Source organism: Mesorhizobium sp. 1M-11, assembly GCF_001303895.1.
GTDB lineage: Bacteria > Pseudomonadota > Alphaproteobacteria > Rhizobiales > Rhizobiaceae > Mesorhizobium.
The window spans coordinates 43,931-67,671 of record NZ_LJSD01000034.1 but is presented as its reverse complement, the minus strand read 5'-3'; the positions used below and the strand labels follow the sequence as shown (position 1 = coordinate 67,671).

Sequence of the window (23,741 nt, the reverse complement as noted above, 5' to 3'; positions counted from 1 at the left end):
CGATCCCTGTCGTTAACGCCAGCAACCGGATTCGCTTTATTGTGACAAGCATGTATGGTTTAGCAGTTGCAGCCGGGCGCATCCGCGTCCGGCTTTTCTGTGAGGACACACGACAAAGAAGGAGTGCCGCAAAAAATGGCGAATGAAAAATGGCCCGTCTACGGTGAGATTACCGGCCCGATCGTGATGATCGGCTTCGGTTCGATCGGCCGTGGCTCGCTTCCGCTCATCGAGCGCCATTTCAAATTCGACAAGTCTCGCATGGTGATCATCGATCCCAGCGAGGAGAACCGCAAATTGGCGGACGAACGCGGCATCACCTTCATCAAAGAGGCCATCACCAAGGACAACTACAAGGAAGTGCTGACCCCGCTGCTCACCAATGGCGGCGGCCAGGGTTTTTGCGTCAATCTGTCGGTCGACACCGGCTCTGTCGACCTCATGCGGCTCACCCGCAAGCTCGGTGCGCTTTATGTCGATACGGTCGTCGAGCCCTGGCTCGGTTTCTATTTCGACACCGAAGCCAGCAACGCCTCACGCACGAACTATGCGCTGCGCGAAAGCCTTTTGGCGGAAAAGCGCAAGCATCCGGGCGGCCCAACCGCTGTCTCGACCTGCGGCGCCAATCCCGGCATGGTCTCCTGGTTCGTCAAGCAGGCGCTGATCGATCTCGCCAGGGAGCTTGGCCTCGAGTTCGAAACGCCCGCACAGCATGACCGCGAAGGCTGGGCCAAGCTGATGAAGAAGGTGGGCGTCAAGGGCGTGCATATCGCCGAGCGTGACACCCAGCGCACCAAGAAGCCGAAGCCGCTGAACGTGTTCTGGAACACGTGGTCGGTCGAGGGCTTCATTTCAGAAGGGTTGCAGCCGGCCGAGCTCGGCTGGGGCACCCATGAGAAGTGGATCCCCAAGAACGCCAAGAAGCACAAGAAGGGCTCGCAGGCAGCGATCTATCTGGAGCAGCCGGGCGCCAACACCCGCGTGCGCACCTGGGTACCGACCCCTGGTCCGCAATACGGTTTCCTTGTCACCCACAACGAGGCGATCTCGATCTCCGACTTCTTCACCGTGCGCGACAAACATGGCGAGGTGACATACCGCCCGACCTGTCATTACGCCTACCATCCGAGCAACGACGCGGTGCTGTCGCTGCACGAGATGTTCGGCGCGGCTGGCAAGGCACAGCCTGTGCATCACGTGCTTGAGGAGAACGAGCTGGTCGACGGTGCCGACGAACTCGGCGTGCTGCTCTACGGCCACAAGAAGAACGCCTACTGGTACGGCTCGCAGCTGACGCTGGAGGAAGCCCGCAAGCTTGCTCCGCACCAGAACGCTACCGGCCTGCAGGTGACGTCGGCAGTGCTTGCCGGCATGGTCTGGGCGCTCGAAAATCCGGAAGCCGGCATCGTCGAGACCGACGAAATGGACTTCAACCGCTGCCTGGAAGTGCAGAAACCCTATCTCGGCCCGGTCAAAGGATATTACACCGACTGGACGCCCCTGGACGGACGGCCTGGCCTGTTCAAGGAAGACATCGACGAGAAGGATCCCTGGCAGTTCCGCAACATCCTGGTGCGCTGACAGGTTGCATCCGCAAACAAGAAGGGCGCCAATTGGCGCCCTTCTTCATTCTGTGGGCCGGAACGGCCACCGGCGGGCGGATTACTTGCGCAATTCCGCTTCGATATCGTCCAGCGCCTTGTCCTTGCCGATGCCGGTGAGGAAAGCCAGACCCTTGATGACAGGCACCGTCACCGAAGCCGAGATCGGCGTGGTCGAGACAATCAGGTCGACGCCGTCGGCCATGCTGGCGACTTCAGTCGCCTTGCACTGCAGGGCATTGAAGATCAGCCCGCGTGCCTTCATGGCTTCCGTCACCGTGGCGTTGACCGCCGTGGACGTGGCGACGCCGGTGCCGCAGGCGAAAAGAACGGTCTTCTGTTTGGCCATGTCGAGTTCCTTTAGCTCAAGACTGCTCTGACGTCCTCCACGCTCGCAGCCTTTTTCAGGCTCGCCAACGCTTCGGGGCTCTGGATGGTGCTCATGATCTCCTGCAGCATCTCTATCTGCTTGTCCTTGTCGTTGATGGCAAGCAGGAAGACGATGCCTACCGAAACCGCCTCATCCGGCTCTTCCATGTTGGCGAAGTCGACCGGCTTCGACAGAACCGCCAGCCCGACACCTGCCTTCTTGACATGGATAGGGTCTGTATGGGGCACGGCAACGTTTTCGGCGAGCCCGAGCGGCAAGCCGGTCGGCATCGTCTGCTCGCGATTCACCACGGCATCCGCATAGCTCGGCTTGACATAACCCAAGGCTTCCAGCCGCGCAGCCAACTGGCGGATCACCGCCTCGCTGCTGTCGACGTTCACGCCAAGCAGGATTGCTTCGGGGTCGATATGGTCGATCAAGGCTTGCGCCATGCTTTGTTCTCCAGGCTTGGGGCCGGAGGCGATTACCGCCACCAGCCCCACGTTTCATTTCAGGTGGATGGCAACGCCAATCCGGGCTTCAGGCCGCTTCGTCCTCGGCGCCGGCGGCCCGTTCCCAGGCCAGCGTGTTGCGGCGGTAGAGCACGAAGGCTCCCGCAATCACCAACGCCAGCACGGCAAGTCCGATAACGCCAAGCCCCTGGATCGCTTCGATGATCACGTAGGGGATCCACAGGAAGCCGTCGACCACCGAGGTGATCTGCACCGCGTGCTCGGGCATCTTGAAGCCGGAGCCGATGGCAGCGCTGGTGAACAGCGGTGCCAGCGCATTGGCGACATAAAAACCGACGGCTAGCGTGATGGTACCCACCACGACCATGCGGAACACGTTGCCCTTGAGCAGCGGGGCGGTCATCGCCACGATGAAGGGGATGACCGCGAGGTCCGCGAACAGGATGACGCGGTTGCCCGGCAGGATCACGGACAGGATGATGGCAATCGGCACCAGGATCAGCGAGGAGGAGATCGCGGCCGGATGACCGATCAGGATTGCCGAGTCGAGACCGACCAGGAGCTCGCGATCGCCGGTACGCTTGCGCACGAATTCCTGCGCGGCATCGGACACCGGCAGCAGCCCTTCCATCAGCACCTTCACCATGCGCGGCAGCAGTAGCATGACAGCGGCGAGCGTCATGCCGGTTGAAAGCACTTTCGACAGCACCGTGCCGAAATCGCCGGCGTTGTAATAGGCGATCAGGCCGAGCACGAGGCCGATGATCAGGCCAAGCACCACCGGCTCACCGAACACGCCGAAGCGCTTTTCGATCGTCTCGGTGCTGATATTGATCTTGTTGATGCCCGGAATACGGTCCATCACCCAGTTGAGCACGATGGCAATCGGCAGGATCTGGGCGGATGCCAGATGCGGCACCGAGACGCCCGGAATGCCGTAGAACTGCTGCACGGCCCGCGCCGACCAGTCAGCGAACAGCAGCGCCAGAGCCGCCACCAGAGCCGCAACGATCAGGCCGTAGGCCAGGCTGTTGGTGGCGGCCGTGGCCAGTGAACCGACAAAGGCGAAGTGCCAGAAATTCCAGACGTCGACATTGAGCGTGCGCGTGAGGCGCAAGAGCAAGAGTGCAACATTGACGGCGATGCCGATCGGGATCACCCAGAGGCCGACCGACGACCCAAAGGCGATGGCCGCCGCCGACGGCCAGCCGACATCGACGATATCGCGCTGTATGCCGGTGTTGGTCACGATGGCCTTGGCCACGTCGCCGATCGAGGTGAGCATCAGGCCGAGCACCAGGTTGATACCGATGAAGGCCACGCCGATGGTGACGGCAGCACGAAATGCCTGCCCACCTTGGCGCCGAGCACCACGGCGATGATGAAAATGACGATGGGCAACAGAACCGTCGCGCCAAGCGTGTCCACGGCCGATTTCAGGCCGGTCAAAAAGGTATCCATTTTTCCTCCCCAGGACGCCCGGTTGTCTCCGGCGCGCCACCTCAAGAACATTTGTGTTCTTCGATATACGAAAGTTGCAGCCTTTCAAGAAGCTGTCAATCGACTCCCCCCGACAAAGCGGTGGACCGTGATGTCCACCAAACTGTTGCCGGCACGCCACGCTGCGCACGCCGCGTCTATTAGCGAGCCTTGTTTTCATCCTCAATTCGGGCGATGGAAGAGGCGCGGACCGAGGAGAGGTTTTACGACATGATCACAGCGCGCAAATTTGTTTCGGCCAGCCTTGCCGTAGCCGCGACTGCAGCATTGGCAGCCTGCCAGACCGGCGGCCCCGGCGAGCCGCCGCCCTCAGCTGCCCCGAAAGGTGTGGAAGGCTCCTGGATTGATGCGCAGGGGACCGGGCTTTCGACCATTTCGGCCGGCAAATTCCAGACGGTTGCCACCGACACCGGCCAGAAGCTCGCCGACGGCAGCTACCGGATGACCAGCCAGACTTCGATCGAGATCAACGGCACGTCGCTGATCCGCCAGTCGCCGATCGCCTTCAATTGCCTGCTCGTCTCGATCAACCAGCTCAACTGCACCAGCCAGGCGGGCCAGAACTTCGTGCTGACGCGCCGGAGCTGACCAAAACAGCCGCAGTCGCGGCCAGGCCCGTCCTAGTCCCATTTTCGAAACGGCCGCATCCAGGCGATGCGGCCGTTTCCGTTCGCGCAACACGTTTCGCCGGCAAGACCTGCCCCTGAATCCGCTTGCAACGACCCAGCCGCAATGGGAACATGCCCTCGAGGGCATGTAAAACTCCAGTCAAGCAGAGCGTCTACAACGCCAGGACAGGCATCGGCATCGCTCCGGGATCGACACGGTCCTTGGCTTAGGCGAGGCATCACGAACGGGAGAGCAGGAATGAAGAAGATCGCTGCCGCAACGGCACTTTCGGTCTCGGCACTCGGCATGAGCACTGGCATGTCCTTTGCCGACTACACGCTGAACATCCTGCATATCAACGATTGGCATAGTCGCATCGAAAGCAACAACAAGTACGAATCCACCTGTTCGGCAGAGGAAGAAGCCAAGGGCGAGTGCTTCGGCGGCGCTGCACGTCTCGTCACGGCGATTGCCGCCGAACGCACGAAGCTGGAAGGCCAGAACGTGCTGTTGCTCAACGGCGGCGACAACTTCCAGGGCTCGCTCTTCTATACGACCTACAAGGGCAAGACCGAGGCCGAGTTCCTGAACCAGATGCAGTTCGACGCCATGACCGTCGGCAACCATGAATTCGACGATGGCGAGGACGCGCTGGCACCTTTCCTCGACGTCATCAAGTTTCCGGTACTTTCGGCCAATGTGAAGGCAAGTGCTGCCGCCAAGGTCGGCGACCGCATCAAGCCGTCCGTGGTCATCGAACTCGGCGGCCAGAAGATCGGCATCGTCGGCGCCGTCACCAACGACACGCCCGAACTCGCCACGCCCGGCCCGAACATCACCATCGAGGACGATATCAAGACCATCACCGCAGAGGTCGAGAAGCTGAAGGGCCAGGGTGTCAACAAGATCATCGCGCTCACCCATGTCGGCTATCCGCGCGACAAGGAGATGATCGCCAAGATTCCCGGCGTCGACGTCGTGGTGGGCGGACATTCGCACTCGCTGCTGTCCAACACCGATCCGAAGGCCGAGGGCCCTTACCCGACGATGGTCGACAATCCGGACGGCTATAAGGTGCCGGTGACGCAGGCAGCCTCCTATTCCAAGCTGCTCGGTGAGTTCAAGGTGGTGTTCGACGACAATGGCGTGGTCAAGGAAGCCAGCGGCAACCCGATCCCGCTCGACAAGTTGGTGATCCCCGACCCGAAGGTGCTCGCCCGCATCAAGGAACTCGGCGCACCGATCGAGGAATTGAAGGCCAAGCAGGTCGGCGAGACCACCGCCGCCATCGACGGCAGCCGCGAAAGCTGCCGGGCACGCGAATGCACCATGGGCAATCTCGTTTCCGACGCCGTGCTCGACCGCGTGAAGGATCAGGGCGTACGGATCGCGTTCACCAATGGTGGCGGCCTGCGCGCTTCCATCGACCAGGGCAAGGTCTCGATGGGAGAAGTGCTGACGGTGCTTCCGTTCCAGAACACCATCGCCACCTTCCAGCTTTCAGGCGCAGATGTGAAGGCCGCGCTGGAGAATGGCGCCAGTCAACTGGAGGAAGGCGGCGGCCGCTTCGCCCAGGTTGCCGGCTTGAAATACTCTTTCGACCGGACGGCGCCCGCTCAAAGCCGCATCAAATCGGTCGAGGTGATGGAAAACGGCAATTGGGTGGCGCTGGATCCGAACAAGGATTATCTCGTCGCCGCCAACAACTACACTCGCCAGGGTGGCGACGGCTATAAAGTATTCGCCGACAAGGGCAAGAATGCCTACGACTACGGTCCAGGTCTTGAGCAGACCGTGGCCGACTATCTGGGCGCTCACAATCCCTACACGCCGAAGCTCGACGGCCGGATCATTGACGTGAACGCGGCTGCGCAACCGGCTGAAACGGCACAGACCGGCAACGGCGCTGCGGCTCCTGCCGAAGCCACGCCGGCTGTGCCGGCGCCGCCTGCAGAATCCAACGACATCGCCAACACACCGCCTGCGGTCGAAGCCCCGGCGGCAAAACCAGGCGAAGCCGCCCCCGCGGAAACCGGCAAGCCGGCAGAGACTGCAGGCGCGGCATCGATCCAGGCCGGCGGCTCTCACACCATCACGAAGGGCGACACCTATTGGGACATCGCTGTGAAAGCTTATGGCGACGGCACCAAATGGCGGCGCATCGCCCGCGCCAATCCCGGCCAGCAGGTGCACCGGCTTCTGGTGGGAACGGAACTGAAGATACCGGCGAAATGAGTTGACCCTCCTACCTCCTCCGCGGGGAGATAGGGGCTCCGGGGTGCGGCCAGACGCAGCATTGAAACCGCGTCTGCCGCTGTTAATTAGATGCCCATGACACTCGCCACCGAACCCAAAGCCGAGGTTTCCTCGCCCGTCGGCAGCCTGACGAACAACAGCCCCGAGAAAGTCGGGCTGATGCTGATCAATCTCGGCACGCCGGATGGGACTGAATATGGGCCGATGTGGCGCTATCTGCGCGAGTTCCTCTCCGACCCGCGCGTCATCGAGATGCCGCGCTGGCTTTGGTATCCGATCCTTTACGGCCTGGTTCTGACGACACGTCCGAAGAAATCCGGTGCCAACTATGCCAAGATCTGGAACCGGGAGAAGAACGAGTCGCCGCTGCGCACCTACACGCGCGGCCAGGGCGAGAAGCTGGTGCAGCGCCTCGGCGATCTCCCCAATGTCAGTGTCGACTGGGCGATGCGCTACGGCACCCCGTCGACGCGCTCGGTGGTGGAAAGGCTGGTCGCGCAGGGCTGCGACCGTATCCTCACCTTCCCGCTCTATCCGCAATATTCGGCAACGACGACGGCCACCGCCAACGACCAGTTGTTCCGCGCGCTCATGAAGATGAGGCGCGCGCCGGCGGTCCGGTCCGTTCCGCCCTACTATGCCGAGCCGGTCTATATCGACGCCCTCGCCCGCTCGATCGAAAAGCAGCTCGCCACGCTGGATTTCGAACCGGAAGTGGTTGTCGCCTCCTATCACGGCATCCCGAAGCCCTATGCGGACAAGGGCGATCCGTATCAGCAACACTGCCTGGAAACGACGCGACTGCTGCGTGAAAAGCTCGGCTGGAGCGAAGCGAAGCTGATCTCTACCTTCCAGTCCCGCTTCGGCGCGCAGGAATGGCTACAGCCTTATACCGACAAGACGATGGAGCGGTTGGGCAAGGAAGGCATCAAGCGCATCGCCGTCCTCAATCCGGGCTTCTCGGCGGATTGCATCGAGACCCTGGAAGAGATCGCGCAGGAAGCACAGGAAATCTTCCTGCATGCCGGCGGCGAGAAATTCGCTCACATTCCTTGCCTCAACGACAGTCCGGAAGGCATGAATGTGATCGAGACGCTGGCGCGGCGCGAATTGGCCGGCTGGATCTGATCGCTGGCCACGCGGTATTCGGACGAGAACGCTGCATCCCCAGGTAGAACCGCTTCCCCGATTGTAACGGCGCTGAAACACACTTAAGTGTTTCGTGAGGTATTAGGGCGCCACGCACCCATTCGGATGCTTAGAGGACGCTCTAATATTTTGAGTCTCGTGCTTGCCGAAAATCGACTCCGATTTCGGGCCGATGCTCTAGCCTTGCCACCTGCCGGCAATTGAGGGAGAGCCGAATGGATTTCAGCGGTTTCACGGGTTTCGACATCGCGATCGTCGTTTTGGTCGCGCTGGTCCTCATCCTGCTTTTCAAGGGCATCCGTACGGTGCCGCAGGGCTTCAACCATACTGTCGAGCGGTTCGGTCGCTACACCAAGACGCTGACGCCGGGCCTGAATATCATCAACCCCATCTTCGAGCGCATCGGCGCCAAACTGAACATGATGGAGCAGGTGCTCGATGTTCCGACCCAGGAGATCATCACCCGCGACAACGCCATCGTCGGCGTCGACGGTATCGCCTTTTACCAGATCCTGAACGCCGCCCAGGCTGCTTATCAGGTGTCTGGGCTGGAAAATGCGATCCTTAATCTCACCATGACGAACATCCGCACCGTCATGGGTTCGATGGACCTGGACGAGTTGCTCTCCAACCGTGATGCCATCAACGAGCGCCTGCTGCGCGTGGTCGACGAGGCCGCGCATCCCTGGGGCGTCAAGATCACGCGCGTCGAGATCAAGGACATCAACCCGCCCGCCAACCTGGTCGACTCCATGGCCCGCCAGATGATGGCCGAGCGCGACAAGCGCGCGCAGATCCTTGCCGCCGAAGGCCTGAAGCAGTCACAGATCCTGGAAGCGGAAGGCCGCCGCGAGGCCGCCTTCCGTGATGCCGAGGCGCGCGAGCGCTCGGCAGAAGCCGAAGCCCGTGCCACGCAGGTCGTGTCGGAAGCCATCGCCAAGGGTGACGTACAGGCGATCAACTACTTCGTGGCGCAGAGATACACCGAGGCACTGGCCAAGATCGGTACGGCCGGCAATTCCAAAATCGTGCTGATGCCGATGGAAGCCTCGTCGCTGATCGGTACCTTGGGTGGCATCGGCGAGATTGCCAAGGAGGTGTTCAAGGGGGACGGCCCGGGCACGCAGAGGCAGGCGGCACGCCCGCCGCTGGTGCGCCCGAACGAGAGCTGACGGAGCGGAGTACGGCCATGCTGCAGCGGCTTCTCTTTGAACTCGGCCCCTGGAACTGGATGGTTCTTGGCTTTGCGCTGCTGGTGGCGGAAATCCTCGCCCCCGGTGTCTTCCTTTTATGGATCGGCATAGCAGCGCTGCTGATCGGCGCGGCCTCGCTCGTCCTTTGGGACGCTGCGTTCTGGACCTGGCAGGCGCAGGTGCTGGCTTTCCTGGTGCTGGCCTTGTTGTCGGCCTATGCCGGAAAACGCTTCTTCAGCGGAAAGCGCGAGACCAGTGACCAGCCGCTGCTCAACCGGCGCGGCGAGCAGATGATCGGCCGCACCGCCACATTGGCCGAGCCGATCCGCGAAGGCCGTGGCCGCATCCAGCTCGGGGACACGCTGTGGCGGGTCTCCGGCCCGGACTTGCCGGCTGGCGCGCGTGTCCGGGTAACCGGTGCTGCCGAAACCGATCTGGAGCTGACCGTCGAGAAAATCTGAGTTTGGAGCGGTTCGGGGTGCTGGAAACGCAAATGCGCTGGAACGGGTGTGCCTATGCAGCGCCCGTTCGCCTCAACAGCTTCTCCCTCAACGTCTCGAAATCAGGCACGAACCAGATCGAATTGCCTTTGTTGGTCTCGCGCACGAAGTCGCGCAGCGGCCCGCTGTGCGCGAGCGCCTCGGCGATGTCGCCGACGATGGCGCATTTCAGATGATAGTTGACCATCTTCTGGAACGCTGCGCCGGCAAGACCAGTGCTGAGTTTCAGGAAATCCGGACCAAGCCGCTCGACCGGAATGGCGAGGAGATCGACCTCCGAGGAGAAGGCTGCGCCCAGCAGATCGTTGATGTCGGCTTCGCGCGCCAGCACCAGGCCTTCCTTGGCGTAGCAAAGCACCCGCGTACCGCCGATCTCGATCAGTTCATCCATGACGTTGCTCCCGCTGAGGCGCGAAGCCGGCGTTCAATCGTGGATATCGGCTTCCTGGTATAGGATCAGGCAGCGCCGATGCGGAACAGGTCGTGGAAATGCACCAGGCCAACGGGCATTTCATTTTCCACCACCACCAAGGCGCCGATATTGTGCTTGTTGATCAGACCGACCGCCGCTCCCGCCATCAGGCTTGGTTCGATCGTCTTTGGCGAACGGGTCATCACATCATCAACAATGGTCTCGGCGAGATTGCGGTGCAGGTTGCGGCCGAGATCGCCATCCGTGATGATGCCGACAAGCTTGCCATCGCCATCCGTCACGCACACGCAGCCGACTTTCTTCTCCGCCAGCGTCCGCACCGCTTCCGGCATTTTGGTGCCGAGTGAAACGACAGGAATCTGGTCGCCGGTGCGCATGATCTCGGAGATCAACGTGAGATTCGCACCGAGTTGGCCGCCCGGATGGAAAGTGCGGAAGTGGTCCGGAGTGAACCCTCGCGCCTCCAGAAGCGCGATGGCCAATGCATCGCCTATCACCAGTTGCAGCAGCGTCGAAGTGGTGGGCGCCAACCCATGCGGGCAGGCTTCCGGGGTCTTCGGCAACGCCAGCACAACATCGGCCGCACGTCCCAGCGCCGATTTCTCACCGGATGTCAGTCCGATCAACGGGATCGAAAAGCGGCGCGAATAGCCAATAATGCTTTTCAGCTCGGCACTTTCGCCAGACCACGAAAGTGCGATGATCGCATCGTCGGGCGCGATCATGCCGAGGTCGCCGTGAGTGGCCTCGGCCGCATGCACGAAGAAAGCCGGTGTGCCGGTGGAAGCGAGCGTGGCGGCGATCTTGGAGCCGATATGGCCGCTCTTGCCGACACCCGTGACGATCACCCGGCCCCTGATGCGCGACAGGATATTGACGGCCTGCGCGAAGGGTTCGGCCAGGCCGTTCTCCAGCGCCGTACTGAGCGCGGCCAGTCCGGCCTGTTCGGTGGCCACCGTTCTGAGGGCCGAAGCGATGGCGGCCTGACGATCCGCCGGCTTCTTCTTCAAGCTTGCAGCATGCATGGACGAAGCGATTATCCTTTCCGCGTCCGTCTGTCCATTTCATTCGTTTGCCGGCCACAAGGCGCCCAAACCTAACACTCCATTAACCATCCCAATTTACGGTTCGGTAAGCATGGCGCCAGGGGTGTGCGCCACCAACATGTGGTAACGATGTCGCGGGCCCAGCCTTACAGAAGCAGCCTAGGAAGGACGGCCGCCGGCGCTTTGCTGCTGGCGGCGACGGCCCTGCCTTTGCTCATGACATCACCCACATCTGCTCAACAGCTCAATTTGCGCGGTCCGCTCAACGACCAGTTCCTCGCCCAGAACCAGCCTCGCGGGCTGCCACCGGCGGGCCGGTTCGGCACCAGCGGTCTGTCGCCGCTCAATCGCACACCGGGCGCCTTGCCTCCGCCGGAGGCCCCGGCAACAGGCATCCCGAACCCGGCATATCAGCCCGCCAGCCCCGGCGCGCTGCCGGACGATCCCAATGCACTGAACACCGCGCCGGCCGACGGCACCGGCCAGTTGGATGCCGCCGGCAATCCTGTTCAGCCTGGAACGGCTGGCACGAATGGGCTCGGTGCTGCACAGGCTGCGGATCCTTTCGCGAACCAGGCAGCCCCGGCAGCCCGCCGCCGGCCTGTTGCCGCCGGCACCAATCCCCCGGACGCCGCCGCGGCCGGACAACGCGGTCGCAACGATGCAACAGCCGCCCAGGACGGCGAGCCGGGTCGCGCAACGACACGGCGCAACGCAGCCCGCCGCCCCGGCACTCCTGCAGCGGCGGAAGCGGAACCGGAAGTCGACCGCAATATTCGCACCGGAACGATTGACGCTGCGGACCGTGCCCCGCTCGATCCCCGTGCCGACCGCACCGGAGCGATCGAAGGTGGTGTCGTGCGACGGGAGGATACGCCCTATGCGCCACTTGGCATCAAGCTCGGCAGTTTCACGCTAAGGCCGTCTCTGGAGCAGGGTGTGCTGGCGACTTCGAATGCCGACAACAGCGCCTTCGGTCGCTCGGCAACGATCTCGCAAAGCACCTTGCGTCTTAACGCGACATCCGACTGGGCTACCAATTCGGCGGTCATCGATGGCGACGTCAACTATCGCAAAACTCTTTCCGGCCAGGAGGTCAAGGAATGGCGCGGTCGCCTCGATGGCACGCTCAATGTCGATCTCGACCATGATTGGCGTGCCATCGCTACACTTGGCTTCGAAACGGCGCCGGAAGGCGCAACCTCGCCAGAGGGCGTACCGGGCGCAATCACGCAACCGCAGCGCAAGACCTTCGAGGGCAGCCTTGCGCTGCAGAAGGAGATCGGCAAGCTGCGCCTCGGCCTGACCGGCGCGGCTGAACGCAGCATCTTCGGCGACGCGACACTTGGCGACGGCACCATCCAGTCACAGGAAACCCGCAACTCGACACTCTACACCACCACCTTGCGCGGCGGTTACCAGATCTCGCCAGCGCTCACCCCGTTTGCAGAGGTCGAGATCGGCCGCCGAGCCTTCGATGAAACGGCAGACCTGAACGGCTACGAGCGCTCATCCAAGCGGCTCGGCATACGCGGGGGCGTGGAACTCGACATGGGTGAGAAGCTGAACGGCGAAATGTCCGTCGGTTGGCTGCGCCAAAGTTTCGACGATAGCCGCCTGCTTCCGGTTTCGGGCGCCACGGTGGCCGCAGACTTCCGCTGGTCGCCGGCGCGCGGCACCATCGTGGGCCTCAACGGCGAAACCATCCTGGAAGACACCACCACCCCCGGTCAGAGCGGCTCGGTGCTCTATACGTCGGGGTTGACCCTGGAGCGCCAGATGCGCGCCAATCTCACCGGCAATGCGGCTCTTGGCCTGTCCTACCGCGACTACAAGGGCACCGGCGATCACGACCTGATCTACAGCGCCCAGGTCGGCGCGACATGGTGGCTCAACCGCTATCTCGGCCTGACTTCCTATGTGCGTCACGAGCGGATGACCAGCAGCATCGAGAACCGCGACAGCAAGACCAACAGCGTCTATCTCGGCCTCACCGTCCAGCGATAAGACCAACCGGCCATTGGCCGCAACACCCTGCGTTGATCGCTCAAAATGCATTCGGCCGGGCAAAAACCCGGCCGACGCGTGCCATCGACAATTCTCAAACGGCTGACGTCTTGACGCCGGCGCGCTCGAACTCGTCCAGCAGTGTGCGGATGACGCCAGCCATGCTGCTGTCGGTGCCCTCGCGCCACAGCGCGAAGGCGACATTGGCCTCGACGAAACCTTCCGGCGAGCCGCAATCGAAGGTACGGCCACGATAGTGATAACCGAAAAACGATTGCTTGTTCATCAGCTTCAGCATGCCGTCGGTGAGTTGGATCTCGTTGCCGGCGCCGCGCTCCTGGCTTTCCAGGATCGCGAAGATCTCCGGCTGCAGGATATAGCGGCCGTTGATGTAGAAATTCGACGGCGCCGTGCCTTTTGCCGGCTTCTCCACCATCTCGGTGATACGGAAACCGGTATGAGTGTCCTCGCCACGGCCGACGATGCCGTATTTATGCGCCTCGGCCGGGTCGCATTCCTGCACGGCAATGATGTTGTTGCCGGTCTCTTCGTAGAGCTCGACCATGTCCTTCATGCAGCTCTTTTGCGACTGCATGATCATATCGGGAAGCAACAACGCAAAGGGTTCGTCGCCGACCAGTTCACGCGCGCACCAGACGGCATGACCAAGCCCCAGCGGCACCTGCTGGCGGGTAAACGAGGTCTGACCCGGTGCTGGCTGCAGGCGTTGCAAACGCTCCAGCACCTGATCCTTGCCGCGCTGGGCGAGCGTATCATAGAGCTCGAACTGCACGTCGAAATGGTCTTCGATGACCGCCTTGTTGCGACCGGTCACGAAAATGAAATGCTCGATGCCGGCTTCCCGTGCCTCGTCGACGACATATTGGATCACAGGCCTGTCGACGACGGTCAGCATTTCCTTCGGAATGGCCTTTGTGGCGGGAAGAAAGCGCGTGCCGAGACCGGCGACTGGAAAAACTGCCTTCCTGACTTTTCTCATCGATCCATCATCCGTTGCGGGAACAACCCTTTTGCCGGAACATTTTCACGCCGGAATTGAAGACTAGTGAACGGCCGGAGGCTTCCTGTCAAAATTTCTATCGGACGTGTTTTTTTGTAACCCGGCCGCTCTATGGTAAACCAAATCCTAACCGGGTTCGGTCATGAATGCTCTTCCTGCGATGAAAATGGAGGACATGATGCCCTTTCGCACCGCCGCTAGAGCGTTTCCGTTCTTCACGGAAACGCGGAAACGCGTTAGCTCTTTGTTTTTACGCAATTCCGCACGCAAAACCGCTGCGCACTTTTGCTGGAATTGCTCTAAGCGCCTTGCCAGTCTTGCCACGGCCACGGCGCTGTCGATTGCCCTGTTGATGCCAACTGCGCCTGCGCAAGCCGACGCCGGCTTCCGCAACTGGATTGCCTCGTTCCGCGCCACCGCCGTTCAGTCAGGCGTGTCCGGCGCCGTCTATGATGCCGCATTCCGCAACATCAAGGATCCCGATCTGGAAGTGCTTGAGAAGGCACGTTTCCAGCCTGAATTCACCGCACCGGCCTGGGATTATTTCGACAATCGCGTGCACGAGCAGTCGATCGCCAACGGTCAGGCGATGGCTCGCAAATGGAAGCCCTGGCTGGACAAGATCGAGGCCCGTTACGGCGTTGACCGGTATATCCTGCTCGCCATCTGGTCCATGGAATCCAACTATGGCGAGATGCTGAAACGCGACGATGTCATGCGCAACGTCATCCGTTCGCTGGCAACGCTTGGCTATGGCGACAAGAAGCGTTCCAAATTCGCCCGCACCCAGCTGATCGCAGCCCTCAAGATCCTGCAGACCGGTGACATCGACGAAAGCCATCTGCAAGGTTCGTGGGCTGGCGCCATGGGTCACACCCAGTTCATCCCCACCAGCTACCAGGCCTATGCGGTCGATTTCGACGGTAACGGTCGTCGCGACATCTGGAATTCTGTGCCCGATGCGCTGGCGACCGCGGCCAATCTCCTGAAGAGGAACGGTTGGCAGCCCGGCAAGACCTGGGGCTATGAGGTAGCCCTGCCCGACGGCAAGATGCCGGGCGGTTCGATGTCGCTTACCAAATGGCAGTCGCTTGGCGTTGCCCGTGCCAGCGGGAAGCCGTTCCGGAACGGTTCCGACAAGGCCACCTTGAAGCTGCCGGGCGGCCGCCAGGGTCCAGCCTTCTTGGTGACGCGTAACTTTTCGGTCATCAAGCGCTACAACAATGCCGACAAATACGCCTTCGCCGTCGGCCTGCTGGCCGACCAGATCGCTGGTTACGGCACGCTGGTGAACGACTGGAACCGGCCTTTCACCAAGCTCAGCTTTTCCGAAAAGCAGGAATTGCAGCAGCGACTGGCCGACCATGGCTATTACAGCGGCAATTTCGACGGCAAGATCGGCCAGGCTTCCAAGGATGCCATCATGGCCTATCAGGCCAAGGTCGGCTTGACCCCGGACGGCAATCCCAGCATGGAAGTGCTGAAGACGCTGCGGCGGCGCTAGCGTCCAGCGTATGAAGAAGGAGCGATCCGGCCGGTTCGGATCGCCCATAATGGAACGGAGAGCAGCTTGGCGGCGGCAACGCGCTTGATGGCAAGACTACGCCGGCTGCCGGTCCTCTTCGTCGCGGCCGCCGTCCTGATTGTCGGGACCGCCGCATCGTTCCATGCCCCGGCCTTCGCCCAGGAAGAGGAAGCGCGGCCCTGGTCGCTGCGGGATCTGTTCTTCCCACGCCGCAGCGAGCGGGTGGCACCGCCGCCGGATGCCCGGTTCCCGCCTCGTCCGAAAAAGAAGAAGGCTGTCGTGCGCAAGCCACCGGCGGCGCCGCAAGCGCCGGTGGTTGAGAAGGCCGCGGACGCCCGTACCATCCTTGTCATCGGCGACTTCATGGCGAGCGGCCTTGCCGAAGGGTTGAACGAGGTCTTTGCCGACAATCCCGCCATCCGTGTTGCCGACAAGGCCAGGGGCTCTTCCGGCTTCGTGCGCGACGATGTCTACGACTGGCCACAGGAGATCGCAGGCGTCCTGGCGGCTGAAAAGCCGGCCGCAGTCATAGTCATGATGGGTTCGAACGACCGCCAGCAGATGAAAGTGGGTGAAGAGCGCGAACAACCACGCACGGAAGTATGGACAAAGGCCTATGAGCTGCGCACCGAGGCGCTCGCGAAGGCCTTGGCGAGTTCAAAGATTCCCTATCTTTGGGTCGGCATGCCGGCCTTCAAGACGCAGAAGATGACCACCGACATGCTGGCCTTCAACGGCATCTATCGCGCCGCGGCCGAGACCTACAACGGCGAGTTCGTCGATATCTGGGACGGGTTCGTCGATGAGAACGGCGCCTTTGTCTCGACCGGTCCGGACGTCAATGGACAACCGGTGCGCCTGCGTGCCGACGATGGCATCAACCTGACCCGCGGCGGCAAGCGCAAGCTCGCATTCTATGCCGAAAAGCCGTTGATGAAGATGCTCGGCCTGTCGACACCGACGGCCCCCGCATCCCTGCCGGCCGGCCCAATGTCTTCAGGGCAACCGGCGACACCAGCCGCCCCGATGCCTGTCGATCGGACCGAACCGATCGCACTGGGCGATCCGGCGCTCGACGGGGGAACGGAATTGCTGGGCGCAACGCCGCCCGCAAAGCCCGCACTTGTGCTTCCGGGAGAAAAACTGGCCGTCCAGGGTATCGCGCCGGCCGCTTCGCCTGGCCGTGCGGACGACTTTGGCGGTTCGACGGCAAGCGTGCCGCCGCGAGAGACGACCAATGCGATCAAGCGAAATAGCGAATAGCGAATAGCGAATAGCGAATATAGATCGTGTCCCCACTCGCTATTCGCTACTCACTCGTTCATCGCGGCAACACGCTTGAGCCGGTCAGCGCCTCGTCGATGGCGCGCGCGGCCTGGCGGCCTTCGCGGATTGCCCACACCACCAGCGACTGGCCACGGCGGATATCGCCCGCGGCATAAAGCCGGTCGATATTGGTGCGGTAGTCGTGATCGTTGGCTGCGATATTCTTCGAACGGCGCACGTCGGTGATGATGTCGAGCTTGCCGTCCAGTTCAGCCGTCACACCGCCTTCGATCGGACCAGCGAAGCCGATGGCGATGAAGGCGAGATCGGCGCGAATGACGAATTCCGTACCAGGGATCGGCTTGCGCTTCTCGTCCACCTCGCAGCACTTGACGCCGGTGAGCTGACCTTCCTCACCGATGAATTCCAGCGTCGCGACCTGGAATTCGCGCTCGGCCCCCTCGGCCTGGCTCGAAGAGGTGCGCATCTTTGTCGCCCAATAAGGCCAGACCGAAAGCTTGTCTTCCTTCTCCGGCGGCTGCGGACGGATATCGAGCTGGGTGACGCGCACCGCACCTTGGCGGAAGGCCGTGCCGACACAGTCGGAAGCGGTATCGCCACCGCCCACGACCACGACATGCTGGCCGGATGCCACGATCGGCTGCGACGGCCAGGCGACCGACTGGATGTCCTCGCCGCCGACGCGCTTGTTCTGCTGGACGAGATAAGGCATCGCGTCGTGCACGCCTTCGAGATCATCGCCAGGAATGCCGGCGGGACGCGGCGTTTCCGAACCGCCGCAATAGAGCACGGCATCGTATTCGGCGAGCAGTTCCTCGACCTTCTTGTCGACGCCGACATTGACGCCGCAATGGAAAGTCACCCCCTCGCCCGCCATCTGTTCGACGCGGCGGTCGATGTAGTGCTTCTCCATCTTGAAGTCGGGGATGCCGAAACGCAGCAGGCCGCCGGGACGGCTCTCGCGCTCGAAGACATGCACGTCATGGCCGGCACGACCGAGCTGCTGTGCGGCCGCCATGCCGGTTGGACCGGATCCGATGATGGCAACCTTCTTGCCGGTCTTCTTCTCCGGCGGATAGGGGCGGACAAAGCCGGTCTCGTAGGCCTTGTCGGCCAGCGCCTGCTCCACCGTCTTGATGGCGACCGGAATGTCTTCCAGGTTCAGCGTACACGCCTCCTCGCAAGGCGCGGGGCAAATACGGCCAGTAAATTCCGGGAAGTTGTTGGTCGAATGCAGGTTGCGGATCGCCGCGTCCCAGTCGCCGTTGTAGACGAGGTCGTTCCAGTCCGGGATCTGGTTGTGGATCGGACAGCCGGTTGGGCCATGACAGAAGGGAATGCCGCAATCCATGCAGCGCGCGGCCTGTTTCTCGACCTCCGGCTGCGACATCGGCAGCGTGAACTCGCGGAAATGCCGGATACGGTCTGACGCCGGCTGGTACTTGTGTACCTGCCGGTCGATCTCGAGAAAACCTGTTACCTTGCCCATGTTCCAGTTCCTGTAGACCACGTGGCGGGGTTACCGCCGCACCCGTTATCCTCATCCGGTCGCGAGCGCAACCGCGGGATCGGGTCGTTGATTGGCTGTGTTGTGACGGGGCGCCGGGAAGCACTTGCCTCCCGGCTATGCCTATTCGGCCGCCACGCTCATGCGGGCGCGCTCCATCTCCTGCAGTGCGCGGCGATACTCGACCGGCATGACTTTCCGGAATTTCGGCCGGAAGTTCGCCCAATCGTCGAGGATCTCCTTGCCCCGTGTCGAACCGGTGAAGTGCACATGGTTCGAGATCAGCTGGTAGAGGCGTTCCTCGTCGTGGCTGGTCATGTCGCCGGATACATCGACACGTCCCTTGTGGTCGATGTCGCCACCATGATGGAGCAGCTTCTCCATCAGGTCGTCCTCTTCCGGGACCGGCTCGAGCTCGACCATGGCCATGTTGCAGCGGAGCGCGAAATCGCCCTCTTCGTCCAGCACATAGGCAACGCCACCAGACATGCCGGCCGCGAAGTTACGGCCCGTCTTTCCGATGACGACGACCACGCCGCCGGTCATGTATTCGCAGCCATGGTCGCCCACGCCCTCGACGACAGTCACGGCACCCGAGTTGCGCACCGCGAAACGCTCGCCGGCCACACCACGGAAATAGCATTCGCCCTCGATGGCGCCGTAGAGCACGGTGTTGCCGACGATGATCGAGTCCTCGGCGACGATCTTCGCATCATCCGGCGGACGGATGACGATGCGGCCGCCCGACAGGCCCTTGGCGACATAGTCGTTACCGGCGCCGATCAGTTCGAACGACACGCCACGCGCCAGGAAGGCGCCGAACGACTGGCCAGCGGTGCCGGTCAGCGTCACCTTGATGGTGTCCTCGCGCAAGCCCTTGTGCTTGAAGCGCTTGGCGACCTCGCCCGACAGCATTGCGCCCGCCGAGCGGTCGACATTGCGGATCGGCACGGCGATCTCGACCGGCTGCCGTGCTTCAAGGGCAGGCTTGGCCTGTTCGATCAACTGACGGTCCAGCACATCGTCGATCGGGTGCTTCTGGCGTTCGGTCCAATGCACGGCCTCGCGCGGCGCTTCGGGCTTGTGGAACATCTTCGAGAAATCCAGCCCGCGTGCCTTCCAGTGGTTGATGACCTCGCGCTTTTCCAGAAGATCGGTGTCGCCGATGATCTGGTCGAGATGGGTGTAACCCATTTCGGCCAGCAGCTCGCGCACCTCTTCCGCCACGTAGAAGAAGTAGTTGATGACGTGTTCGGGCGTTCCCTTGAAGCGCTTGCGCAGCACCGGATCCTGGGTGGCGACGCCAACCGGGCAGGTGTTGAGGTGGCACTTGCGCATCATGATGCAGCCGGCCGCGATCAGCGGCGCGGTCGAGAAGCCGAACTCGTCGGCGCCGAGCAGCGCGCCGACGATGACGTCGCGTCCGGTGCGCAGGCCACCGTCGACCTGCAGCGCCACTCTGGAGCGCAGGCCGTTCAGCACCAGCGTCTGATGCGTCTCGGCCAGCCCCATCTCCCATGGCGAGCCGGCATGCTTGAGCGAGGTCAGCGGCGAGGCGCCGGTACCGCCATCGTAGCCGGAAATGGTGATGTGGTCGGCACGCGCCTTGGCGACACCCGCTGCTACCGTTCCGACGCCGACTTCCGACACCAGCTTCACCGACACGTCAGCCGCCGGATTGACGTTCTTCAGATCGTAGATCAGCTGCGCCAGATCCTCGATCGAATAGATGTCATGATGCGGCGGCGGCGAGATCAAGCCGACGCCAGGTGTCGAATGGCGAACCTTGGCGATGGTCGCGTCGACCTTGTGGCCGGGCAGCTGGCCGCCCTCGCCGGGCTTGGCGCCCTGCGCCACCTTGATCTGCATCATGTCGGAATTGACGAGATATTCGGCGCTCACGCCGAAACGCCCCGACGCCACCTGCTTGATGGCCGAACGCTCGAGATTGCGGCCACCGCCAGGCAGCGGCAGATAGCGATCCGGCTCCTCTCCGCCCTCGCCGGTGTTCGACTTCCCGCCGATGGTGTTCATGGCGATCGCCAGCGTGGTGTGGGCTTCCCTGGAGATCGAGCCGAACGACATCGCGCCCGTCGAGAAACGCTTCACGATCTCGGCGGCCGGCATCACCTCTTCCAGTGCTACCTTCTTGCGCCCGGTCTCCTCCGCCCGCTTGATGCGGAACAGGCCGCGGATTTGTTGGGCGCGCGCCGTCTCGTTGTCGATCTGCTGCGAGAACTCCTTGAAGGTCGACCACGAACCCTTGCGCACGGCGTGCTGCAGCGTGGCGACCGCGTCCGGCGTCCACATATGGGCTTCGCCGCGCATGCGGTACATATATTCGCCGCCAACCTGCAGGCTGATGCGCAGCACCGGATCATCGCCGAAGGCATCGCCATGGCGGGCCACCGTCTCTTCCGAAACTTCGTCGAGGCCGACGCCTTCGATCAGCGTCGCTGTTCCGGTGAAGTACTTCTCGATGAAGTCGCTCTTGAGGCCGACCGCATCGAAGATCTGCGCACCGCAATAGGACTGGTAGGTCGAGATGCCCATCTTGGACATCACCTTGAGGATGCCCTTGCCGATCGACTTGATATAGCGCGAGACGACTTCCGAGGCGTCGACCTCTTCCGGCATCTCACCCTTCCTGTGCATGTCGAGCAGCGTATCGAAAGCGAGATACGGATTGATCGCTTCCGCGCCGTAACCGGCCAGACAGCAGAAATGATGCACTTCGCGCGGCTCGCCCGATTCCACGACCAGGCCGACCGAAGTACGCAAGCCCTTGCGGATCAGGTGATGGTGCACGGCAGCCGTCGCCAGAAGCGCCGGAATGGCGATGCGGTCCGGCCCGACCTGACGATCGGACAGGATGATGATGTTGTAGCCGCCGGCAACCGCTGCTTCGGCGCGATCGCACAGACGCTCGACCGCACCCGTCATGCCCGCTACCCCTTCGGTGACGGAATAGGTAATGTCGATGGTCTTGGTGTCGAAGCGATCCTCGGTGTGACCGATGGAGCGGATCTTCTCCAGATCGCCATTGGTGAGGATCGGCTGGCGCACTTCCAGCCGCTTCTTGCGGGAGGAACCGACCAGATCGAAAATGTTCGGCCGCGGTCCGATGAAGGACACCAGGCTCATCACCAGTTCCTCGCGGATCGGATCGATCGGCGGGTTGGTGACCTGGGCGAAGTTCTGCTTGAAATAGGTGTAGAGCAGCTTCGACTTGTCCGACATCGCGGAAATCGGCGTGTCGGTACCCATCGAGCCGACGGCTTCCTGGCCGGTGACGGCCATCGGCGCCATCAGAAGCTTCAGATCCTCCTGGCTGTAGCCGAAGGACTGCTGACGGTCGAGTAGGGTGACATCCTTGCGAAGCGCGCGCGGCTCCACCGGGTTCAGGTCCTCGAGCACCAGTTGGGTGCGCTTCAGCCAGTCCTTGTAGGGATGCTGCGCAGCGATCTCCTTCTTGATCTCCTCGTCCGAGATGATGCGGCCCTTGACCAGGTCGATGAGCAGCATCTTGCCCGGCTGCAGCCGCCACTTGCGCACGACATGCTTTTCGTCGACCGGCAGCACACCGGCCTCCGAGGCAAGAATGACGCGATCGTCATCGGTGACGATATAGCGTGCCGGCCTCAGGCCGTTGCGGTCCAGCGTCGCGCCGATCTGGCGCCCGTCGGTGAAGCAGACGGCTGCAGGGCCGTCCCACGGCTCCATCAGCGCTGCGTGGTATTCGTAGAACGCCTTGCGGTCGGCATCCATCGACTTGTTGCCGGCCCAGGCTTCCGGGATCAGCATCATCATCGAATGCGCCAGCGTATAGCCACCCTGGAACAGGAATTCGAGCGCATTGTCGAAGCAGGCCGTATCCGACTGCCCCTCATAGGAAATCGGCCACAGCTTGGAGATGTTGTTGCCGAAGAGCTCGGAATCGACCGAGGCCTGGCGTGCCGCCATCCAGTTGTTGTTGCCGCGTACGGTGTTGATTTCACCGTTGTGGGCGACCATGCGGTAAGGATGCGCCAGCTTCCACGACGGGAAAGTGTTGGTCGAAAAGCGCTGGTGGACCAGGATCAGCGCCGTCTCGAAGCGCGGGTCGGAAAGGTCCTTGTAATAGGCGCCGACCTGGTAGGCCAGAAACATGCCTTTATAGACGATGGTGCGTGCCGACAGCGACACGCAGTAGGAGCCGATGTCCTTGTTGTTGTGCTCGGCATAGATCCTGCCCGAGATCACCTTGCGCAGGAGATAGAGGCGCGCCTCGTATTCTTCGTCATTGTCGATGTCGGGCGTGCGGCCGATGAACACCTGGCGATGGAACGGCTCGGCCGCCGCGATGTCGGGCGCCTTGGACAAGGAGGAATTGTCAACCGGAACGTCGCGAAAACCGATGAGCGGAAGCCCCTCGGATTGCGCCGATTCGGCGATGATCGCGTCGACATGAGCGCGCAGTTCCGGATCCCGCGGCATGAACCAGTGCCCGACGCCATACTGGCCGGCCGGCGGCAGCTCGATGTCCTGCTTGGCCATTTCCTCGCGGAAGAAACGGTCGGGGATCTGCACCAGCACGCCGGCGCCATCGCCCATCAATGGGTCCGCGCCCACCGCGCCGCGGTGGGTTAGGTTTTCCAGCATGAACAGGCCGTCCTTGACGATCTGATGCGACTTCACGCCCTTCATCTGGGCGATGAAGCCGACGCCGCAAGCGTCATGTTCGTTGCGCGGGTCATACATGCCTTGGGCCGAAGGCGATCGGTCGAACAGTCCGGCGGTCGGAGCGGTGGTGGTTCGGAGAGCGGTTTTGACGGTGGCCGCTTTCGTCTGTGCAACCGAGGCAAAAACCGTCGTCACAGATGGCGTCACTTCCGTCATCGTCCTATCCTCTGTTCTGCGCCACTCGGACGCTTCTTCTCCATGGGAAGCTTGACACTTCCCTATTCACGTTTCTCGCACCTGTCGCGAAATCCTGGCGAACCATGCCGGGTATCATCCGGCCGAGGTTCGGCCTGTCATCGCACGCCACTCGTGGCGGCAGCCGGACAAGCGTCGATCATACGCCAATCCAGCCTGGTTGGTACCGATAAATAAGACAGCAATGCTGTCCTAAATTTCCTATGGCAGAAATCCAACCCTCACACAAGACCGATTCGGAAATTTCCCGACCGTTTGGCGAAAGAAAATTACCCAGTACCGATCGCTGTCGAAACTTTGTGGCCCAGTAGCATGGATGGCCTCTGGCTCCAAACATCAGGACAGTG

Annotated in this window: 16 protein-coding genes and 1 pseudogene; 9 read left to right on the top strand and 8 right to left on the bottom strand. The window is 62.1% G+C overall.

Going from position 1 to position 23,741, the window contains the following annotated elements; all coding sequences use genetic code 11:
• Positions 1-135: 135 nt before the first annotated feature.
• Entirely contained in the window at positions 136-1,581 is a 1,446-nt protein-coding gene (locus AO692_RS14745; RefSeq protein WP_054310807.1) for a homospermidine synthase, read from the top strand.
• An 81-nt stretch (positions 1,582-1,662) separates the two neighbouring features.
• On the opposite strand, the gene AO692_RS14740 is transcribed toward AO692_RS14745, so the two are convergent.
• The 3 genes and pseudogenes from AO692_RS14740 to AO692_RS14730 form a co-directional block, all read right to left on the bottom strand.
• Positions 1,663-1,950 carry a PTS sugar transporter subunit IIB gene (locus tag AO692_RS14740; protein WP_054310806.1) on the bottom strand — a complete coding sequence of 96 codons (288 nt, stop codon included), beginning with the start codon at positions 1,948-1,950 and terminating at the stop codon, positions 1,663-1,665.
• Between the two features lie 11 nt (positions 1,951-1,961).
• A complete protein-coding gene (locus AO692_RS14735) occupies positions 1,962-2,423 on the bottom strand; it encodes a PTS sugar transporter subunit IIA (protein WP_054310805.1) in 462 nt (153 codons plus the stop codon).
• A gap of 88 nt (positions 2,424-2,511) precedes the next feature.
• A pseudogene (locus tag AO692_RS14730) lies at positions 2,512-3,905 on the bottom strand (PTS transporter subunit IIC).
• A 249-nt stretch (positions 3,906-4,154) separates the two neighbouring features.
• Here AO692_RS14730 and AO692_RS14725 point away from each other — a divergent pair.
• The 5 genes from AO692_RS14725 to AO692_RS14705 all read left to right on the top strand — a co-directional run bounded on the left by AO692_RS14725 (position 4,155) and on the right by AO692_RS14705 (position 9,612).
• The gene (locus AO692_RS14725) at positions 4,155-4,532 is read left to right on the top strand and encodes a hypothetical protein (RefSeq protein WP_054310804.1); all 378 of its coding nucleotides are present in this window, start codon (positions 4,155-4,157) and stop codon (positions 4,530-4,532) included.
• 279 nt (positions 4,533-4,811) lie between these two features.
• Complete coding sequence (locus AO692_RS14720) at positions 4,812-6,788, top strand: 5'-nucleotidase C-terminal domain-containing protein (protein WP_054310803.1); 1,977 nt, start codon at positions 4,812-4,814, stop codon at positions 6,786-6,788.
• Positions 6,789-6,878: 90 nt separating this feature from the next.
• Positions 6,879-7,937, top strand: coding sequence for a ferrochelatase (hemH, locus tag AO692_RS14715; protein WP_054310802.1), 1,059 nt, complete (start codon positions 6,879-6,881; stop codon positions 7,935-7,937).
• Positions 7,938-8,173: 236 nt separating this feature from the next.
• On the top strand, positions 8,174-9,130 hold the full coding sequence (locus tag AO692_RS14710; RefSeq protein ID WP_054310801.1) for an SPFH domain-containing protein: 957 nt from the start codon (positions 8,174-8,176) through the stop codon (positions 9,128-9,130).
• Between the two features lie 17 nt (positions 9,131-9,147).
• Positions 9,148-9,612, top strand: a complete 465-nt coding sequence (locus AO692_RS14705) for an NfeD family protein (RefSeq protein ID WP_054310800.1) — start codon at positions 9,148-9,150, stop codon at positions 9,610-9,612.
• Between the two features lie 52 nt (positions 9,613-9,664).
• On the opposite strand, the gene AO692_RS14700 is transcribed toward AO692_RS14705, so the two are convergent.
• Positions 9,665-10,042: a DUF4180 domain-containing protein gene (locus AO692_RS14700; RefSeq protein ID WP_054310799.1), complete on the bottom strand. Its 378-nt coding sequence runs from the start codon at positions 10,040-10,042 to the stop codon at positions 9,665-9,667.
• Positions 10,043-10,107: 65 nt separating this feature from the next.
• The gene (locus tag AO692_RS14695) at positions 10,108-11,109 is read right to left on the bottom strand and encodes a KpsF/GutQ family sugar-phosphate isomerase (protein WP_054310798.1); all 1,002 of its coding nucleotides are present in this window, start codon (positions 11,107-11,109) and stop codon (positions 10,108-10,110) included.
• A gap of 237 nt (positions 11,110-11,346) precedes the next feature.
• Here AO692_RS14695 and AO692_RS14690 point away from each other — a divergent pair, with 237 nt between their 5' ends.
• Positions 11,347-13,137, top strand: coding sequence for an outer membrane beta-barrel protein (locus AO692_RS14690; protein WP_244483366.1), 1,791 nt, complete (start codon positions 11,347-11,349; stop codon positions 13,135-13,137).
• 94 nt (positions 13,138-13,231) lie between these two features.
• Here the strand turns inward: AO692_RS14690 and galU are convergent, their stop codons facing one another.
• Complete coding sequence (gene galU / locus AO692_RS14685) at positions 13,232-14,137, bottom strand: UTP--glucose-1-phosphate uridylyltransferase GalU (protein WP_054310796.1); 906 nt, start codon at positions 14,135-14,137, stop codon at positions 13,232-13,234.
• Between the two features lie 373 nt (positions 14,138-14,510).
• Between galU and AO692_RS14680 the strand changes: the two genes are divergently transcribed.
• Both AO692_RS14680 and AO692_RS14675 read left to right on the top strand, forming a co-directional pair.
• Complete coding sequence (locus tag AO692_RS14680; protein WP_200911737.1) at positions 14,511-15,662, top strand: lytic murein transglycosylase; 1,152 nt, start codon at positions 14,511-14,513, stop codon at positions 15,660-15,662.
• A 66-nt stretch (positions 15,663-15,728) separates the two neighbouring features.
• Positions 15,729-16,946 (top strand): DUF459 domain-containing protein, encoded by a 1,218-nt coding sequence (locus AO692_RS14675; protein ID WP_054310794.1) that lies wholly within the window; start codon positions 15,729-15,731, stop codon positions 16,944-16,946.
• Positions 16,947-17,004: 58 nt separating this feature from the next.
• On the opposite strand, the gene AO692_RS14670 is transcribed toward AO692_RS14675, so the two are convergent.
• The gene (locus AO692_RS14670; RefSeq protein ID WP_054310793.1) at positions 17,005-18,459 is read right to left on the bottom strand and encodes a glutamate synthase subunit beta; all 1,455 of its coding nucleotides are present in this window, start codon (positions 18,457-18,459) and stop codon (positions 17,005-17,007) included.
• 141 nt (positions 18,460-18,600) lie between these two features.
• Positions 18,601-23,355, bottom strand: coding sequence for a glutamate synthase large subunit (gltB, locus tag AO692_RS14665; RefSeq protein WP_054310792.1), 4,755 nt, complete (start codon positions 23,353-23,355; stop codon positions 18,601-18,603).
• Between the last annotated feature and the right edge of the window lie 386 nt (positions 23,356-23,741).

Coding starts and splice junctions, on each gene's coding strand:
- AO692_RS14735 (WP_054310805.1), bottom strand. CDS start 2,423: ATGGCGCAAGCCTTGATCGACCATATCGACCCCGAAGCAATCCTGCTT.
- gltB (WP_054310792.1), bottom strand. CDS start 23,355: ATGACGGAAGTGACGCCATCTGTGACGACGGTTTTTGCCTCGGTTGCA.
- AO692_RS14700 (WP_054310799.1), bottom strand. CDS start 10,042: ATGGATGAACTGATCGAGATCGGCGGTACGCGGGTGCTTTGCTACGCC.
- AO692_RS14740 (WP_054310806.1), bottom strand. CDS start 1,950: ATGGCCAAACAGAAGACCGTTCTTTTCGCCTGCGGCACCGGCGTCGCC.
- AO692_RS14710 (WP_054310801.1), top strand. CDS start 8,174: ATGGATTTCAGCGGTTTCACGGGTTTCGACATCGCGATCGTCGTTTTG.
- AO692_RS14720 (WP_054310803.1), top strand. CDS start 4,812: ATGAAGAAGATCGCTGCCGCAACGGCACTTTCGGTCTCGGCACTCGGC.
- AO692_RS14695 (WP_054310798.1), bottom strand. CDS start 11,109: ATGCATGCTGCAAGCTTGAAGAAGAAGCCGGCGGATCGTCAGGCCGCC.
- hemH (WP_054310802.1), top strand. CDS start 6,879: ATGCCCATGACACTCGCCACCGAACCCAAAGCCGAGGTTTCCTCGCCC.
- AO692_RS14690 (WP_244483366.1), top strand. CDS start 11,347: ATGACATCACCCACATCTGCTCAACAGCTCAATTTGCGCGGTCCGCTC.
- galU (WP_054310796.1), bottom strand. CDS start 14,137: ATGAGAAAAGTCAGGAAGGCAGTTTTTCCAGTCGCCGGTCTCGGCACG.
- AO692_RS14745 (WP_054310807.1), top strand. CDS start 136: ATGGCGAATGAAAAATGGCCCGTCTACGGTGAGATTACCGGCCCGATC.
- AO692_RS14670 (WP_054310793.1), bottom strand. CDS start 18,459: ATGGGCAAGGTAACAGGTTTTCTCGAGATCGACCGGCAGGTACACAAG.
- AO692_RS14680 (WP_200911737.1), top strand. CDS start 14,511: ATGCCAACTGCGCCTGCGCAAGCCGACGCCGGCTTCCGCAACTGGATT.
- AO692_RS14725 (WP_054310804.1), top strand. CDS start 4,155: ATGATCACAGCGCGCAAATTTGTTTCGGCCAGCCTTGCCGTAGCCGCG.
- AO692_RS14705 (WP_054310800.1), top strand. CDS start 9,148: ATGCTGCAGCGGCTTCTCTTTGAACTCGGCCCCTGGAACTGGATGGTT.